At 72.0% G+C, this 15,566-nt stretch carries 14 protein-coding genes; 6 read left to right on the top strand and 8 right to left on the bottom strand.

All coding sequences use genetic code 11. The features are described 5' to 3' along the window. Positions 1-272 precede the first annotated feature (272 nt). Together ACSURM_RS37700 and ACSURM_RS37695 are read right to left on the bottom strand one after the other, a co-directional pair. Positions 273-1,181, bottom strand: a complete 909-nt coding sequence (locus tag ACSURM_RS37700) for a universal stress protein (protein ID WP_436960724.1) — start codon at positions 1,179-1,181, stop codon at positions 273-275. Between the two features lie 25 nt (positions 1,182-1,206). After that, positions 1,207-2,112 carry a universal stress protein gene (locus ACSURM_RS37695; RefSeq protein ID WP_436960722.1) on the bottom strand — a complete coding sequence of 302 codons (906 nt, stop codon included), beginning with the start codon at positions 2,110-2,112 and terminating at the stop codon, positions 1,207-1,209. Between the two features lie 270 nt (positions 2,113-2,382). On the opposite strand from ACSURM_RS37695, the gene ACSURM_RS37690 reads away from it, so the two are divergent. From ACSURM_RS37690 to ACSURM_RS37680, 3 genes are all read left to right on the top strand, one after another. Beyond that, positions 2,383-3,090, top strand: a complete 708-nt coding sequence (locus tag ACSURM_RS37690) for a response regulator (RefSeq protein WP_436960720.1) — start codon at positions 2,383-2,385, stop codon at positions 3,088-3,090. A 167-nt stretch (positions 3,091-3,257) separates the two neighbouring features. Then, complete coding sequence (locus ACSURM_RS37685) at positions 3,258-4,610, top strand: nicotinate phosphoribosyltransferase (protein WP_436960718.1); 1,353 nt, start codon at positions 3,258-3,260, stop codon at positions 4,608-4,610. A 273-nt stretch (positions 4,611-4,883) separates the two neighbouring features. Then, positions 4,884-5,873 (top strand): Acg family FMN-binding oxidoreductase, encoded by a 990-nt coding sequence (locus tag ACSURM_RS37680; protein ID WP_436960716.1) that lies wholly within the window; start codon positions 4,884-4,886, stop codon positions 5,871-5,873. Between the two features lie 29 nt (positions 5,874-5,902). Here the strand turns inward: ACSURM_RS37680 and ACSURM_RS37675 are convergent, their stop codons facing one another. The 3 genes from ACSURM_RS37675 to ACSURM_RS37665 form a co-directional block, all read right to left on the bottom strand. Continuing rightward, complete coding sequence (locus ACSURM_RS37675) at positions 5,903-6,754, bottom strand: HAD-IC family P-type ATPase (protein ID WP_436960714.1); 852 nt, start codon at positions 6,752-6,754, stop codon at positions 5,903-5,905. A gap of 5 nt (positions 6,755-6,759) precedes the next feature. Beyond that, positions 6,760-8,520, bottom strand: coding sequence for a cation-translocating P-type ATPase (locus ACSURM_RS37670; RefSeq protein ID WP_436960712.1), 1,761 nt, complete (start codon positions 8,518-8,520; stop codon positions 6,760-6,762). 125 nt (positions 8,521-8,645) lie between these two features. Next, entirely contained in the window at positions 8,646-8,924 is a 279-nt protein-coding gene (locus tag ACSURM_RS37665; protein WP_436960711.1) for a hypothetical protein, read from the bottom strand. A gap of 255 nt (positions 8,925-9,179) precedes the next feature. Here ACSURM_RS37665 and ACSURM_RS37660 point away from each other — a divergent pair, with 255 nt between their 5' ends. Continuing rightward, positions 9,180-9,659, top strand: a complete 480-nt coding sequence (locus ACSURM_RS37660) for a cation:proton antiporter regulatory subunit (RefSeq protein WP_436960709.1) — start codon at positions 9,180-9,182, stop codon at positions 9,657-9,659. A 3-nt stretch (positions 9,660-9,662) separates the two neighbouring features. Beyond that, complete coding sequence (locus tag ACSURM_RS37655) at positions 9,663-10,892, top strand: cation:proton antiporter (RefSeq protein WP_436960707.1); 1,230 nt, start codon at positions 9,663-9,665, stop codon at positions 10,890-10,892. Between the two features lie 56 nt (positions 10,893-10,948). Here ACSURM_RS37655 and ACSURM_RS37650 read toward each other — a convergent pair whose 3' ends face one another. Both ACSURM_RS37650 and ACSURM_RS37645 read right to left on the bottom strand, forming a co-directional pair. Then, positions 10,949-11,977, bottom strand: coding sequence for an alcohol dehydrogenase catalytic domain-containing protein (locus tag ACSURM_RS37650; RefSeq protein WP_436960706.1), 1,029 nt, complete (start codon positions 11,975-11,977; stop codon positions 10,949-10,951). 39 nt (positions 11,978-12,016) lie between these two features. After that, positions 12,017-13,492: an AAA family ATPase gene (locus tag ACSURM_RS37645; protein WP_436960704.1), complete on the bottom strand. Its 1,476-nt coding sequence runs from the start codon at positions 13,490-13,492 to the stop codon at positions 12,017-12,019. Between the two features lie 406 nt (positions 13,493-13,898). On the opposite strand from ACSURM_RS37645, the gene ACSURM_RS37640 reads away from it, so the two are divergent. Then, positions 13,899-14,717, top strand: coding sequence for a universal stress protein (locus ACSURM_RS37640; protein ID WP_436960703.1), 819 nt, complete (start codon positions 13,899-13,901; stop codon positions 14,715-14,717). 138 nt (positions 14,718-14,855) lie between these two features. On the opposite strand, the gene ACSURM_RS37635 is transcribed toward ACSURM_RS37640, so the two are convergent. After that, entirely contained in the window at positions 14,856-15,530 is a 675-nt protein-coding gene (locus ACSURM_RS37635) for a CBS domain-containing protein (protein ID WP_436960701.1), read from the bottom strand. Between the last annotated feature and the right edge of the window lie 36 nt (positions 15,531-15,566).

The following is a 15,566-nucleotide window of genomic DNA, read 5'->3' as shown; positions in this document are numbered from 1 at the left end:
GGTGAGAGGCGGCCGGTGCCCAATGCTCCGCGCACAGGCCCATACGAACACGACGGCCCCGGGGGACATGCTCCCGTCGGGACATCGTCACCGCCGCCGCGCCCAACGAGCCGGTGCCCGACCTGGTGCCGCGTTGCGGACGAGCACCACACGCCGGACAGTGGGGCTCGGCGAGGGGCACCTCGTTGGCGTCCTGACCGCCGCCGTGCTCACCCTTGCCCGGCCCAGCCGACCACCCCCACCGAACCGTGCTCCCAGCGCAGGCCGGAAGTTCAGGCGGGTTCCGGCACGACGGCCACCGGGCACGGCGCGTGGTGGAGTACCCCGTGGGCGACGCGGCCGAGCTGGAGCCCGAAGTGCCCCTGACGGCGCCGCGCGCCGACGACGAGCAGATCGGCGTCACGGGAGGCGGCCAGCAGAGCATCGCGGGCGAAGCCCTCGATCGTGCGGCGTCGCACCCGCAGACTGTCCGGAACGGCCGCCAGCGCCTCCTCCACCAGCTCTGCGGCCTGCGCCTCCTGGACGTGCGCCGGCTCTCCGACGATCAACGGGTGTGCGCGCGGCTCGTGCAACGGCCGGCGCCAGGCCCGTACGGCCTCCAGTGCGGCTCCGCGTAGGAAAGCCTCCTCGGCCGCGAACCGTACGGCGGCCGAGTCCGCCGGCTTCTCCCCCACACCCACCACGATCCGGCCGGCCCGTCCCGGGCGGACCTGGTTGTCGTTGCTGCCGCGCAGGACGATCAACGGGCAGTGCGCGTGGCCGGCCACCGTGACGCTCACGGAGCCGAGCAGCGCCTCGGTCACCCCGCTGCGGCCACGGCAGCCGAGGACCATCAGCAGGGCGCTGCGACTCTCCCTGATCAGGGCGTACTCCGCTTCCTCGGGCAGGATGTCGGTGGTGACCCGCAGGTCCGGCTGCCGTCGGCGGGCGCGCCGCTCGGCGGTCGCGACGATGTCCTCGGCCATCACCTCCTCCGAGGGCTTGCCGAGCTCCCCAGTCAGGGCTGTGCCTTCGTAGCGCTCCCAGAGCGAGGCGTACACCAGCCGGAGGGACGCCCCGCGCAGGACTGCCTCGTCGGCAGCCCACTCCACGGCTCTCAGGCTCGGCTCGGAACCGTCGACACCGACGACGATCCGGAGGCGGGCGGGGCTTTCGGAAACCGGTGTGTCCGACGTCTTCATGGGCCTCTCCTCGGGGGATGGCATCTCAACTGTGCGCCACTACGGCGACAGGTGCGGCGGCGTGGTGGAGGACGGAGTGGGTCACATGGCCGATGCGGGCCCCGAAGGAACCGGTACGCACGCGCCTGCCGACGACCACGAGGCAGGCGTCGCGGGAGGCGTCGGCAAGGACCTGTGCCGCGCTGCCGGACCGGCTCCCCTCGATCACCTCGACGTCCGGGAACTTCTCCCGCCAGGGTCGCAGCACCTTGCCGAGGAGCGAAGCCTGCCCGCGCGCGAGTTCATCGTGGAATTCGGCGTCCGTGGCGAAACCGTGCAAGGAGGTCGGCGGCTCCGGCCAGACGTGGGCAGCCCGCAGGACGGCCTTCCGCCGCGCCGCCGCGTCGAAGGCGAACTCCACGAGTGTGTCGTCCGGCTCACCGGCGTCCAGGCCGAGCACGACCGGACGGAAGGGCGTCGCGGCGCAGGGCACTCCCGCCGGGTCCATCCGGTGCTCGTCGGCAGCCTGCTCGCCCGATCGCACCAGCACCACCGGACGTTCGGCCCGGGCGACCACGGCCAGACTCACGGAACCCACGACGAACCCGTGAAGTGCGCCGAGGCCCCGCGAACCCAGCACCAGCAGCTCGGCGGGCCCGGCAGCTTCGCACAGGACGTCGGCCACGGTCCCGGTGAGCTGCTCCGTGATCACCTCGACACCCGGATGACGCAGCCGGATGCCGTCCGCGGATTCGTGGGTCAGCCGCCGGGCCCAGTGCCGGTAGCTGTCCAGGTCGAGCAAGGGAGTCCGGGCCGCATATGCCGGCGTCGGCTCGTGGACGTGCACGATCTTCAGAGGCAGACCGCGCAGCGACGCTTCACGCGCCGCCCACTCGGCCGCGGCCCGGCTCTCGGACGAGTCGTCGAGTCCTACGGTGACGGTGCGGGGCATCGGCTCCACCTCCCGGCGCGAAGTCTTCGAGACCAGCGTGTCGCCTTGGCCGCGCTCGGCTCAGGGGCCATACGGCCCGGTCGGGGGCCGACCGACCCTCTGTGCGACGAACGCCGGAAGAGCCACCGGGCCACAGGTCCGCACGAGGGACGGGCGGACACGCCCGGGACGGTTACTGGGCCGGTCGGCCCTGGCGCGACCGGCGTGGAGGAACGATGATCGAGCCTTGGGGCAGCAATCGCTGTGGGCCGTCCGCGGAATGAGGTCGCCATGACCGAGACACGCACCTTCAGCGAGCGGGAACCGATCCGCGTGTTCCTGCTCGACGACCACGAGGTCGTACGGCGCGGCCTGACCGATCTCCTCGACGCGGAACCGGACATCTCGGTGGTGGGCGAGGCGGCCACCGCCGGACACGCGCTCACCCGCGGCCCCGCCCTGCGCCCGCACGTCGCCGTGCTGGACGTGCGCCTGCCCGACGGCGACGGCATCACGGTCTGCCGGGAACTGCGCGATCGCGTGCCCCGACTGGCATGTCTCATGCTGACCTCCTTCGACGACGAGGAAGCCTTGCTGGATGCCATCATGGCTGGTGCGTCCGGCTATGTGCTGAAGCAGATCAAGGGCTCCGACCTGGTGTCGGCGGTGCGGGCCGTCGCATCGGGCCAGTCGATGCTGGACCCGGCGACGACCGCCCGGCTCATGCGGTCCCTGCGGGCCGACCCGGCCGAGGCCCCCTCGCCGCCCGCGGAGCTGACCGGGCTCTCCGCCCGGGAACGCGACATCCTCGCCCTGATCGGCGACGGCCTGACCAATCGCGAGATCGGCAAGAAGCTGTACCTGTCGGAGAAGACCGTCAAGAACCACATCTCCCGGCTGCTGGCCAAACTGGGCGTGCAGCGCCGGGTCCAGGCCGCGGTGCTCGCCTCACACCTGGACCGGCACGATTCCCACGGCTCTGGACGCCCCCTCGGCTGATCGGCCGATGGCGTGCCCGAACTTCGACGGGCGGGAGACAAGACGCGACCGGTCCACCTCCCGTAGCGGCGCGACGCCCGCCGGGGCGGCTGCGGGGCCCGTTGCACGGTACCCCCGCCCGCACACCCGGCCCAACGACCAACGACCATGTACCGGCGGCGATCACCATGTCCGACGTCACGACCACCGACCTGTACGAAGTGACGATGGCCATGTCCTACCTCCGGGAGGACATGCGGTCACCGGCCACCTTCAGTCTCTTCGTCCGCGGCCTTCCGCCCGGCCGCGGTTTCCTGGTGGCCGCTGGTCTGGAGGCCGCCCTGGACTTCCTGTCCGGCTACCACGTGGAACGACAGGACGTCGAGTGCTTCGCGGATGCCCTGCGCCGGCCTGCCCGGGATCTCGAACCGCTCCTCGGCCTCTCCTTCGAGGGTGAGGTGCGCGCCGTGCCCGAGGGCCGTGTCGTGTTCGCCGGCGAGCCGCTGCTGGAGGTGACCGCCTCCCTGCCGCAGGCCCAATTGGCCGAGACGTATCTGCTCAACCAGCTTTGTCACCAGACGGCCGTGGCGTCCAAGGCGGCACGCTGCGTCCTGGCCGCGGCCGGACGGCCGGTCGTGGACTTCTCGCTGCGCCGCACGCATGGCCCCTGGGCGGGCCTGCAGGCCGCCCGGCTGGGCGCCCTGACCGGATTCGCCGGCACCAGCAACGTGGCGGCGGCGACGGCCCTCGGCGTCCCGGCCTCGGGCACCATGGCCCACTCCTACATCGAGGCGTTCCCCGGCGAGGAGGATGCCTTCCGGGCCTTCGCCCGCGCCCATTCCGGCCCGGTCACCTTCCTCGTCGACACCTACGACACCGAGGAGGGCGTCCGCGTCGCCGCCCGGGTCCTGACAGAGCTGCGGCGCGGTCTCGGCTGCGCGATCCGCCTGGACAGCGGCGACCTGGACGCGCTCTCACGACGGGCACGCGCCGTCCTGGACGCCGCCGGACTGACCGACGTAAGGATCGTGGCCAGCGGCGGCCTCGACGAGTACGGCGTCGACCGGCTGGTACGCGCCGGCGCGCCGATCGATGTGTACGCGGTGGGTACGCGCGTGGGCGTGGCCGCGGACGCGCCGTACCTGGACGCCGCGTACAAGCTCGTGGAGTACGACGGACGCCCCATGATGAAGCTGTCCTCGGCGAAGGTGACGGACCCGGGTCGCAAACAGGTCTTCCGCCGTCCGGGACAGCCCGATGTGATCGCGCTGGCCGGGGAGAGGGCTCCGGATTCCGCTCGGCCACTGCTGCGCACCGTGATGCGCGGCGGGCGGCGCACGTCGGCACCGGACACCTGGCAGGATGCGCGCGGCCGGTTCCGGGACGACCTCGCCGGCCTGCCCGCGCGAGCACGCCGCATCGAGGACCCGGAACCCGTTGTGCCGGTACGGTCGGAAGCGCTTCAGCGGTTGACCGCTTCGGTTCGCGCCGGCATCGAGGCACGGTTGCGCGCCACGTCAGCGGGTACCCCGGTGAGCTGACCGGGTCCGGGGCCGGCAGGGCCGGCCGAACCGCTGCGGGGACCAATGGCCCCTGGCCGGCCGACGGATTCGGGCCTTCCATGGAATCGGCGGCGTCTCTCCACGCCCCAGCGAGGAAGAAGCGAGGACCACGGCCGCTCCGACGCCCCGTGGCCCCCAAGTCCGGCATACCGGGCTCGTCGGTCCTCCGGCCTGACGGCCGACCGCCTTGAGCCGCTTGCGGACGGCTCGACCGGGCCCCGCCCTCACATGGCAGGCCGAAGGGAATCCACCGTGACCGCACAACCTCCCGACGTGGAAACCGTCACCGCACTCGTGGCGGACGCCTCCAGGGCTCCGTCGCTGCACAACGCACAGCCCTGGTCCTTCCGCTACCTGCGCGACATCGGCGTCCTGCGCCTGTACGCGGACCCGCGGCGCGCACTGCCGCGAACGGATCCGGACCACCGTGGTCTGCACATCGGCTGCGGCGCCGCGCTGCTCAATCTGCGCGCGTCCGCCGCTGCGGCGGGCCTGGCGCCGCTCGTGCGGCTGCTGCCCGAACCCGCCTACCCCGACCTTCTGGCCGAAGCGCATCTGTGCGCGACCGGACCACCCGATGGGGAGCTGGCCCTGCTGGGCCCTGCGGTCCGGCGCCGCCATTCCAGCCGTCTGCCCTTCCGCGACGAGCCGGTCCCCGCAGCCGCACGGGAGAGACTGTGCGAGGCGGCCGCGGTGGAAGGCGCTCAGCTGCTGTTTCCCGGTGCCTGGCACATCGACTCGATCCTGGACCTGGTGCGGGACGCCGAGGAGAGAGAGGCGGTCGACCCGGAAGTACGCGGGGAGACCGAAAGATGGACGCATCCGGAGCCGACGGGCAGCACCGGCACCGCCGACGGCATCCCCGGCGAGGCGTTCGGCCCACGGCAGCGCGGTACCTCCGTTCCGGTACGTGACTTCGCTACCCAACGCCCGGTGCAAGGGCGGGGCTGGGCACCGTTCGAGAAGAGCCCGAACATCGCTCTGCTCGGTACGGCCCACGACAAGCCGGTGGACTGGCTGTGCGCCGGCCAGGCGCTGGAGCGGGTCCTGCTCCGGGCCACCGCCGACGGTCTCGTCGCCTCGGTCACCTCGCAGCCCCTGGAATGGCCGGAGATCCGATGGGCCGTCCGCGACCCCGTGTCGGCCATGGGACACGTACAGATGGTGATCCGTCTCGGTTACGGCCCCGAGGGCCCGGCCAGTCCACGGCGACCGGTGGCTGATCTGCTCGACGTCCTCTGACTGGGACCCGCGGCACGGCAATCCGCTGATCAGGACGTGTCACTCCGGCGGGCTGATCGACGGGGGCGTGCGCGTCCGATACGCCAGGCGTGTTCGGCCAGCAGCACGGAGGAGGCGGTGGCGAGACAGATCGCCCACTGGGCGGCACTGAGCGGAGCGGTGTCGAAGACGCCCTGGGCCACGGGCACCTGCACGGCCACGCCCTGCAGGATGAACACCACGGCGAGGCAGATCCACAGGGTGGGGTTGTGCAGCTGGTGTCGGCCGAATACGGGTTCGTCCTCGCTGCGGGCGGCCAGAGCGTTGCACAGCTGGAAGAGGACGAAAGTGGTGAACGCCATGGTGGCCGCGGTCGTGGCATCGGTGAGATGCCGGGCGACAGTGAAGACGGCCACGGTGCCCGTGGCCATGACCGCGCCGACGCGGACGATGGCGGTCAGGCGGCGGGCGTTCAGAATGCGTTCGGCGGGCGGGCGGGGCGGGCGGCGCATCACGTTCTCGCGAGGTGGGTCGACGCCCAGGGCCATGGCGGGCGGACCGTCCATGATGATGTTGACCCAGAGCAGCTGGATCGCGGACATGGGGGCGGGCAGCCCGGCCACCACGGTGGCGAGCAGGGTGAGGATGGCGCCGATGTTGGTGGCCAGCTGGAAGCGGACGAAGGTGACGATGTTGTCGTAGATGGAGCGTCCCTCCCGGATCGCTCGGACGATGGTGGAGAAGTCGTCGTCGGTGAGAACCATGTCGGCGGCTTCTTTGGCCACGTCGGTTCCGGTGATGCCCATGGCGACGCCGATGTGGGCGGCGCGCAGGGCGGCGGCGTCATTGACGCCGTCGCCGGTCATGGCCACGATGTGGCCACGCTGGGCCAGGGCGCGCACGATGGTCACCTTGTGTCAGGGGCGACGCGGGCGAAGACACCGATGTCCCCGACGCGGCCCGCGAGGTCGTGCTCACTCATCCGGGCCAGTTCGGTGCCGGTGACGGTGTCGCCGGTGATGCCGAGTTCGCCGGCGATGGCGGCAGCGGTGTCGGCATGGTCTCCGGTGATCATTTTGACGGCGACGCCGGCGGTCCGGGCCAGGGTGACGGCGTCGCGGGCCTGGGGACGGGCCGGATCGGCGATCCCTGCGATCGCTGTCAGGGTCAGTCCCCGCACCTCGTCCTGGTACGGCCGGCTCCTGACCGTGGTCGCGGCGCCCAGGACACGTAGCCCCTGTCCGCCCATGCGCCGGACGACGTCCTCGACCGACTGACGGTGCCGGGCATCGAGGGGGGCAGGGCCGTCTCCGGTCAGGATGTGGGTGCAGCGGTCCAGCAGAACGTCCACGGCTCCCTTGACGTGGACACGCACCCGGCTGCCGCTGCCTTCCGGGTGGAAGGTGGCCATGAACTTGGCGGCCGGGTCGAAGGGAACCTCGCCGGTGCGCGGCGTGCCGGTGCGCAGGGCGTCGGTGTCGAGGCCGGCCTTGACGGCGAGCACGAGGAGCGCCGCTTCGGTAGGGTCACCGATGATCCCTCGGTTGTCGGGTGTGAGGCGGGCGTCATTGCACAGCGCGAACGGCAGCACCGCCTCCCAGAGGTCCGTGGACACAGCCCCCTTGTCCACAGGGCGTACGGTGCCGGCGGTGTCGTAACCCTCACCGGTCACCTCGTACGAGCGCCCAGCAGCCCAAAGGACGCGGGTGGTCATCTCGTTCAAGGTGAGGGTGCCGGTCTTGTCGCTGCACACCACGGTCGCGGAGCCGAGGGCCTCGACGGAGGCCAGGCGTTTGACGATGGCGCCACGGCAGGCCATGCGGTGGACGCCCAGGGCCAGGGTGAGGGCAAGGACGGCGGGCAACCCCTCCGGGATCGCGGCGACGGCCAGGGCCACCGCGCGCAGCATGAGGCCGGCAAGGTCATCGCCCTGTATGAAGGCGACGAGTGCGTAGACGGCGACGGCGATGCCGCTGACCACGGCCAGGCGCCGGCCCAGGCTGTCCATCTGCACCTGCAATGGGCTGGGCGGCTCCCGCCCGGTGCGCAGGGCCTCGGCTATGGCGCCGACCTCTGTGTGCATCCCGGTGGCCGTGAGGATCATTTCGGCGCGACCTCGGGTGAGCGCGGTGTTCATGAACAGCATGCTGGTGCGTTCTGCGACGGGTACCGGTTCCTCGCCTGTGGCCGCGATGGGGGCGGTCGTCTTGGCCACCGGGTGGGACTCCCCGGTCAGCGCGGCCTCGGCGGCCTCGACCGACTCGGCGATCACCAGACGTCCGTCGGCCGGGACGCGGTCGCCCGCTTCCAGCAGGACCACATCGCCGGGCACGAGGGTGCGCGCGGGCACCGCCTGGACCTGGCCGTCGCGGCGTACACGGGCGGTGGGCACCAGCATCTGGCGCAGAGCTTCCAGGCTGCGCTCGGCACGGCGTTCTTGCAGGTAGCCGATGGTGGCATTGATGAAAAGGACGACGGTGATGACGATGGCGTCCTTGATTTCGCCGATGATTCCGGCGACGACCGCGGCAACGAGCAGGATGCCGATCAGCCAGCTGCGGAACTGGTCCAGCAAGCGCAGCCAGCGCGATCGGCGGACGGGTTCGGCCAGCTCGTTCGCCCCGCAGGCGGTCGCCCGCTGCCCGGCCTCCGCCGTGGTCAGGCCCATGGCCGGGTTTACGCCAAGCAGGCTCGTGACCTCGACTGCCCCCCGCTGGTAGGCGTCTTTCAGGGGTTCCGTCCGGCTGGTTGACGCCTCGGGTCCGGTGGCAGTGGGGGGCCACGGGGGCATACTCACTGCTGGCCCCGAACGTCGGTGGCGGGACGGCGGGCGTGGTGAACGATGGCCTGGCCGACCGAGGCACGCGTCGCTACGCGGTGCGCCATCGACTCCAGGCCGTGGCCGACCAGATTCCACGGCAGCGAACCGACCGGCAGGTGCCCTGGCGCGTGGCCGAACGCCCGCACGCTCGGCGGCGCAGCCCCGCGCGGGCAGCCCTCCCCAGCCTCGACGTCGGCCGCGCCAGGGCTCGGAGCGGAACCGGGCAGCCCGAACGTCACCGGATCACACATGACACACGCTCCTTCCCACAACGGCGTCGGCGAGCAGCCGCTTCGGTTGCCGGCCTCGGTCCGCTCGCTCCTGGATGCCGGCCCCGGTCGTGTGAGGGGTCACTCGGCTCGGCCGCCGATGCCCGGGCCGTCAGGACACCGGCTGCCAACTCGTACGGGTCAGCCTGGTGTCGAGTACCCGTCGGAATGTGCCGAATATCTGTGCACAGCGGGGCTCGCCCAGGTCCCGCACGCGCGACTGACGGAGTGATGCACGTGGACGTCAACGAGGTGCTGCTGCCCGGTGTCGGGCTCCGGTACGAGTTCGTCAACCACGAAGGTGACCGGATCGGCGTGGTCGCGCAACGTTCGGGGGACTTCGAGGTGGTCGTGTATCCCGGCGGCGACCCGGACGAGGCACGCCCGGTCGTGCGACTCACCAGTCAGGAGGCCGACACCCTCGCCGAGATCCTCGGCGCCCCGCGCATCGCGGAACGCTTCGCCGACCTGACCCGCGAAGTGCCCGGCCTGAGCGCCGGGCAGGTCGAAGTGCGGCACGACAGCCCGTTCGCCGGCCGCGCCCTGGGCGACACCCGGACGAGAACCCGCACCGGCGCCTCGATCGTGGCCGTCGTCCGCGGCGACGGCGTCATCGCCTCGCCCGGTCCAGGTCAGATGCTGCAGGCCGGAGACGTCCTCGTGCTCATCGGCACCCGCGACGGCATTGCCGACGCCCGGCGCATCATCCAGGGCTGAGCCGTGCGGACCCCCATCGCCCTGCTGCTGGAACTGGGGGCCATCCTGACCGGGCTGAGCGTGCTCGGCGCCTTCTCGCGGCGCTACGCCCTCTCGCCCGTGCCGTTGTACTTGCTGGCCGGGCTGGCCCTGGGGGACGGTGGCCTCGTCCCGGTTCCGGCCGCACGCGATTTCGTCGGCATCGGCGCCTCGATCGGCGTGATCCTGCTGCTGCTGACCCTCGGCCTGGACTTCACCGTTCGGGAGTTCGCCGTCAGCCTGCGCCGCCACCGCGTCTCTGCGGCCATCGACGTGGCCCTCAACGCCACCCCGGGCGCCGTGACCGGCTGGCTGCTCGGTCTGGACGCGGGCGGGATCCTGGCACTGGCCGGCGTCACCTACGTCTCCTCCTCCGGCATCATCGCCCGCCTGCTCGGTGACCTGCGCCGGCTGGGCAACCGGGAGACCCCGGCGGTGCTGTCGGTCCTGGTGATGGAGGACTTCGCCATGGCCGCCTACCTTCCCCTGCTCGCCGTCATCACCTCCGGCGGCACCTGGTGGCAGGCACTGCTCTCCGTCCTGGCGGCCACCGCGGTCGTCGCCGGCGCGATCGCTGCCTCCGCCCGCTGGAGCCACCACGTCGGCAGGATCCTCACCCATCCCGACCCCGAGCAAGTGCTCCTGCGGATCCTCGGCATCACCCTGGTCGTCGCCGCGCTCGCCGAGACCGTTCACGTCTCCGCCGCCGTCGGTGCCTTCCTCATCGGACTCGCGCTGACCGGCACCGCCGCCGACCGGGCCCGGGCCGTGCTCCACCCGCTGCGCGACCTGTTCGCCGCCCTGTTCTTCCTCGCCATGGGCCTGTCCGTCGACCCGGGCGACCTGTTGTCGATGCTGCCTGCCGCCACCGTTCTCGCCGTGGTCACCGCGTTCACGAAGCTGATCTCCGGCTGGTACGCGGCCGGCCGGGACGGGGCGGGCTACCGCGGTCGGCTACGGGCTGGAACCGCCCTGATCGCCCGTGGCGAGTTCTCCGTCGTCATCGTCGGCCTCGCTGGTGCCGCAGACCAGCGAATCGGCGCCCTGACCACCACCTACGTGCTGCTCCTCGCCGTGTGCGGCCCCTTCCTGACGCGCTTCGCCCCCACCCGCCCCGCAGCCCCTCGAACGGCGCCTGCGACCGTCGACGAGCCGCCTCGTCTGCCCGCGTCACCGTCACCGGGCAGTACGCACGACGCGGCGAAGCCCGACTGACCGATCCCAGCAGGAGGCCGGCGAATCCGCGACGTCCTCGCGCGCATCAGTCCCCTTCACCAGCAGTGCAGCACGACTTTGAGGGCGCCCGTGCCGGTGCCGTGGGCGAACACCTCGTAGGCTTCCTCCATCCGGTCGAGACCGAGGGTGTGGGTGACCAGCGGGGAGACGGGCAGTCGACCGGACCGCATCAGCTCCAGCAGCCATGGCGTGGAGGACGTGTCGACCTGCCCCGTGCTGATGGTCAGGTTCTTGCGCCACAGGGACTCCAGATGCAGTGTCGCCGGTCTGCCGTGGGTCCCTATGTTGGCGATGTGCCCTCCCGTGCGGACGGCCCGCGTGCACAGCAGGAAGCCGTCCGGTTCCCCGGACGCCTCGATGACCACGTCCGCGCCCGGCCCCTCGGACAGCTCGGCGATCATCTTTCCCGGCGATTCGGCGGCATCCGCCCCCAGCCGGACGGCGGCCTCCAGCCGGGCGCCGGCCAGATCGACGACGATGATCCTGCGGGGAGAGTACAGTCGCGCGACGACAGCCGACGCGAGACCGACGGGCCCGGCGCCCACCACGACGACGGTGTCCCCGGGGCCGACGTGTCCGTTGCGCACCCCGACCTCGTAAGCGGTGGGCAGGAGTTCGGCGAGCAGCACGGCATCGTCCAGCGGGAGACCCGCGGGGCACCGGGTGGTGGAGTGGTCCGCGAAGGGTACGCGCACCAGCTCGGCCTGGGTGCCGTCGATCAGGTTCCCCAGGATCCACCCGCCGCCGCCCCGGCACTGCCCGTACCGGGCGTCATGGCACTCCCCGCAGTCGCCGCAGGCCGAGACGGACGACACGATCACCTGGTCACCGGGGCGCAGGTGGTGCACCTCCCCGCCGGTCTCCACGACCTCCCCGACGGCCTCGTGGCCCAGCACCCTCCCCGGCCTCACCTCGGGGAAGTCGCCCCGCCGGATGTGCAGGTCGGTACCGCAGACGGTGGTCGCGTCCACGCGTACCAGGGCGTCGGTCGCCTCCTCGATCACAGGGTCGGGGACGGTGTCCCAGGAGGTCTGTGCCGGGCCGTGATAGACGAGCGCTCGCACTTTACCCACTCCCTCGCTGCCGACGTGCCGCCGGGCGACTCAGTCCGGCTCCATGTAGGGACGTCGGAAGACCGGAGCCTGGCCGGTGCCCCACGGGCGTACAGCCGTCAGCGCCTGGGCCACCGCGGTCTCCAGCGCACCGCTGGTGTCGATGGGGACGGCCCCCGGCCATGCGGGCTCCTTGGCCGCCATGGCGGCGGCGATGTCCGGACCGGCGTCGGAGGGCCCCGGGGCGCGCGTGCGCAGGCGGGCCGTGGACACGGCGTCCGGCACGTGGCAGTGCAGGGCCACGAGGTCGGCGCTGGTGCGTTCGGCAATGCGTGCGGCGGCTTCCCGCTGCGGGGCGTCCGACCAGCTGGCGTCCAGGACGACGGACTCCCCGGAGGACAACAGGACGGCCGCACGTTCCAGCAGGGCGGTGTAGGTCCTGGCCGTCCATTCGGGTGTGTAGAGCCCTTCGCCGTAGCCTGCCGCGGCGGACTGTTCCGCGGGGATGCCCGCGAGTTCCTTGCGGATGCGGTCGCTGCTGAGCAGGGTGACGCCCAGCCGGTCGGCCAGCGCTCCGGAGAGGGTGGACTTCCCGCTTCCGGGCAGGCCGCCGACCACGGTGAGGGAAACGGCGGAGGTGCGCAGGTGGCGCAGCGTCAGGGTGGCGAGCCGTCGCGCCGCCGCTTCCGCGCCCGGCGTGCCCTGGCGCGCCTGGATCAGCGACACCTTGGCTCGGACGAAGGCACGGTAGGCGACGTAGTGGTGCCACAAGGAGGGGGGTGCGGGGTCCGCGGAGTACTCGCCGTACCGGGCGAGGAACCAGGCCGCGGCCTCCGGGGCGCCGAGCCGCTCCAGGTCCATGGCGAGGAAGGCGGCGTCGTCCAGACCGTCCACGTAGCGGAGGCGGTCGTCGAACTCCAGGCAGTCGAGGATTCTGGGCCCGTCGTCGAGGCAGAAGACGTCCTCGGCGAGCAGGTCTCCGTGGCCGTCGACCACCCTGCCCTGTTCGATCCGGGCGTCGAACAGCCGCTCGCGGCCGGCCAGATACCGTCGTACCAGCCGCTCGATCTCGGTCAGGCAGCCGGATGCGAGTCCCTGCGCGGGCATACCGTGCAGCTGCGCGAAGCTGGCCTCCCACCGCGCCGACAGCGCGTCCCGCCTGCCCTGCTCCTCGACCTCCGGGCCCCGGGGTGCCGTCGCGTGCCACGCGGCCAGACGCCGTGCCACGGTGCCGAGGACGTCGTCCACGGTGACCCCTGCCCGTACGAGGTCGGAGAGGCGGCGGTCCTCCGGCATGCGGCGCATCACCACCACCGGCTCGGCATCCTCCGCGTCGGGACTGCGGAACTCTCCCAGGCCGACATACACGTCCGGCGCGAACCGGCGGTTGAGGGCGATCTCCCGCTCGCACGCGGCCCGGCGGGCTTCGACGGCGGTGTAGTCCAGGAAACCCAGCGCCACCGGCTTCTTGCTCTTGTAGGCCCGGTCGCCGACGAAGAACAGCGTGGCGGTGTGGGTTTCGCACACCCCGGCACGCGAGGACGGCTGTGCGGCACCCGACCGGACCGGTGAGGCGTCGACTCCGGAGGGGTGAAGGCCGGTCCCGATCATGAGGCGGGACGGCGCCGGGACAGCGCCGGTGAGGCATCGTGTCCTGGGCCGCCGGCGGGCGGGCGAGCGGGCAGCGGCCGGGGTCTTTGGCGTACCGCGCAGATCGCGGTGGCAAGCAGTGGCATGGCGACTGCCTCCGTCTCGTTGGAAGCTGGAGGGGCGGCGAAGCCGTCCGGCCGGATGCTCGATCCGGAAGCCGCCCGCGGAAGGTCGCGACGGGTTCCTCCCTTCAGAGGATCCCCCGGCTTCCGCCCGGACGCATGCGGACCGTGGCGGAGTGGCTGGCGAATCCGCGGAGCCCTGCCGAAAGGAGGTGGACCAGGTGGCGATTCCCCTGGTGGTGGGGGTCGACGGATCCGAGCCGAGTCTGGAGGCGGTCTCCTGGGCCGCCGCCGAGGCGGCCCGGCACGGGCTGCCGCTGCATCTGCTGCACGCGACGTCCGCTGACCAGGAGGCGTCCGCCGCCATCCGCGCCGCCTGCACGCGCGCCGAGGCGACCGCTCCGACTGTCCCCTTGTCGAGCGAGGTCTCGCAGGAGGACGCGGCTTCCGCGTTGGTCGACAAGGGGCGCAACGCCTTCGCGCTGGTCCTCGGGTACAGGGGACGCGGGGGCCTCGTCGGCATGCTGCTGGGGTCGGTGAGCCTCGCCGTGGCCGCACGCGCCGACTGCCCGGTCATCGTGGTCCGCGGCACCCCGGAGCATCTCGACGCCCGCTTCGGGAACGTCGTCGTGGGTGTGGAGGACGGTGAGGGCAGCGAGAGCGCCGTGGACTTCGCACTGCGCGAAGCCCACGTGCGCCGGTGCCGGCTCGTGGCCGTGCACGCCTGCGGCACGACGCCCGGCGGTCGTGCGGCGTCACCGTCCACGTCGGGATTCGCGGGAACCCACCGTCGTCCACCGGCGCAGGTGCTCGACGACGCCCTGCGCCAACCTCTCCTGGGGTATCCGGACACCACGGTGAACCGGTTGTTCGTCGAGAAGCCGGGGCGCCCGGCACTGCTGGAAGCCGCGTCGACGACGGATCTGCTGATCGTCGGCGCGCGACGACGGCTCGGCCATCCGGGCCTGCAACTGGGACTGGTCAATCACGCGCTGTTGCACTACTCGCCGTGCCCCGTCGCCGTCGTCCCACAGCTGTGACGATCAGGAACCTTCGCCGGACGAGGTCCGGCGCCCCGGACGTTGACAGCCGCTGCCTCGTTCAGCCGGTGGACAGGCGCTGCGGGCCGGTAACCGGCGCACACGGGTGCGTACACCGCTCACACGGGGTCCCTCTTCTCAGGTACCGGCGGTGGTGTCCCGGGCGTCATCCGTCCGGTAGGCCAGGTGCGCGGAGACCGACACCACGCCGTCGACGCCGCGGCACAACTGCTCGACGACAGGGATGAGACTCCTGTACTCGACGGTGCCGGACAGGGTCACCCGCCCGTCGCGCACCTCCGCCGTGACATCACGTGGGTCGAGTCGCAGGGTGCGCCGCAGCAGGTCTGCGTCGATCTCCTCACGGATGGCCTCGTCACGGCGGAGGAACACCCGCAGGAGATCGCCGCGGCTGACGATGCCGAGGAGGCGGTCCGCCTCGTCCACCACAGGCAGTCGTTTCAGGTTCTGGGTCTCCATGAGGCGGGCGGCCTCGACCACGGTCCATTCCGCTCGTGCGCACACGGCGGGAGCCGACATCAGCTCCTCGGCGCGGGAGCCCTCGGCCTTGGCGCGCTCCCACGCCTCCAGATGCGGGATGGGGACCCGGCCCGTGGGATCGGCCTGCTCGGCGCACTTGCGCAGCAGATCGGCCTCGGAGACGACACCCATCGGACGGTTCAGGCCGTCCACCACGGGGAGGGCGGTGACGTCGTTCTCCTCCAGCAGCCTGACGAGTTCCTTGAACGGTGTGTCAGGCCGTGCCCGGACGACATCGCGGCTCATGAGTTCCTCGACCGTTCGGTGATGCATGTCGCCTCCCGGGTACGGGCCGTCCGCCTCGCAGGT

It is taken from the genome of Streptomyces sp. SudanB182_2057 (assembly GCF_964272715.1).
GTDB lineage: Bacteria > Actinomycetota > Actinomycetes > Streptomycetales > Streptomycetaceae > Streptomyces > Streptomyces rubradiris.
The sequence above is the reverse complement of the archived record's forward strand: the minus strand, read 5'-3'. Positions and strand labels throughout refer to the sequence as shown.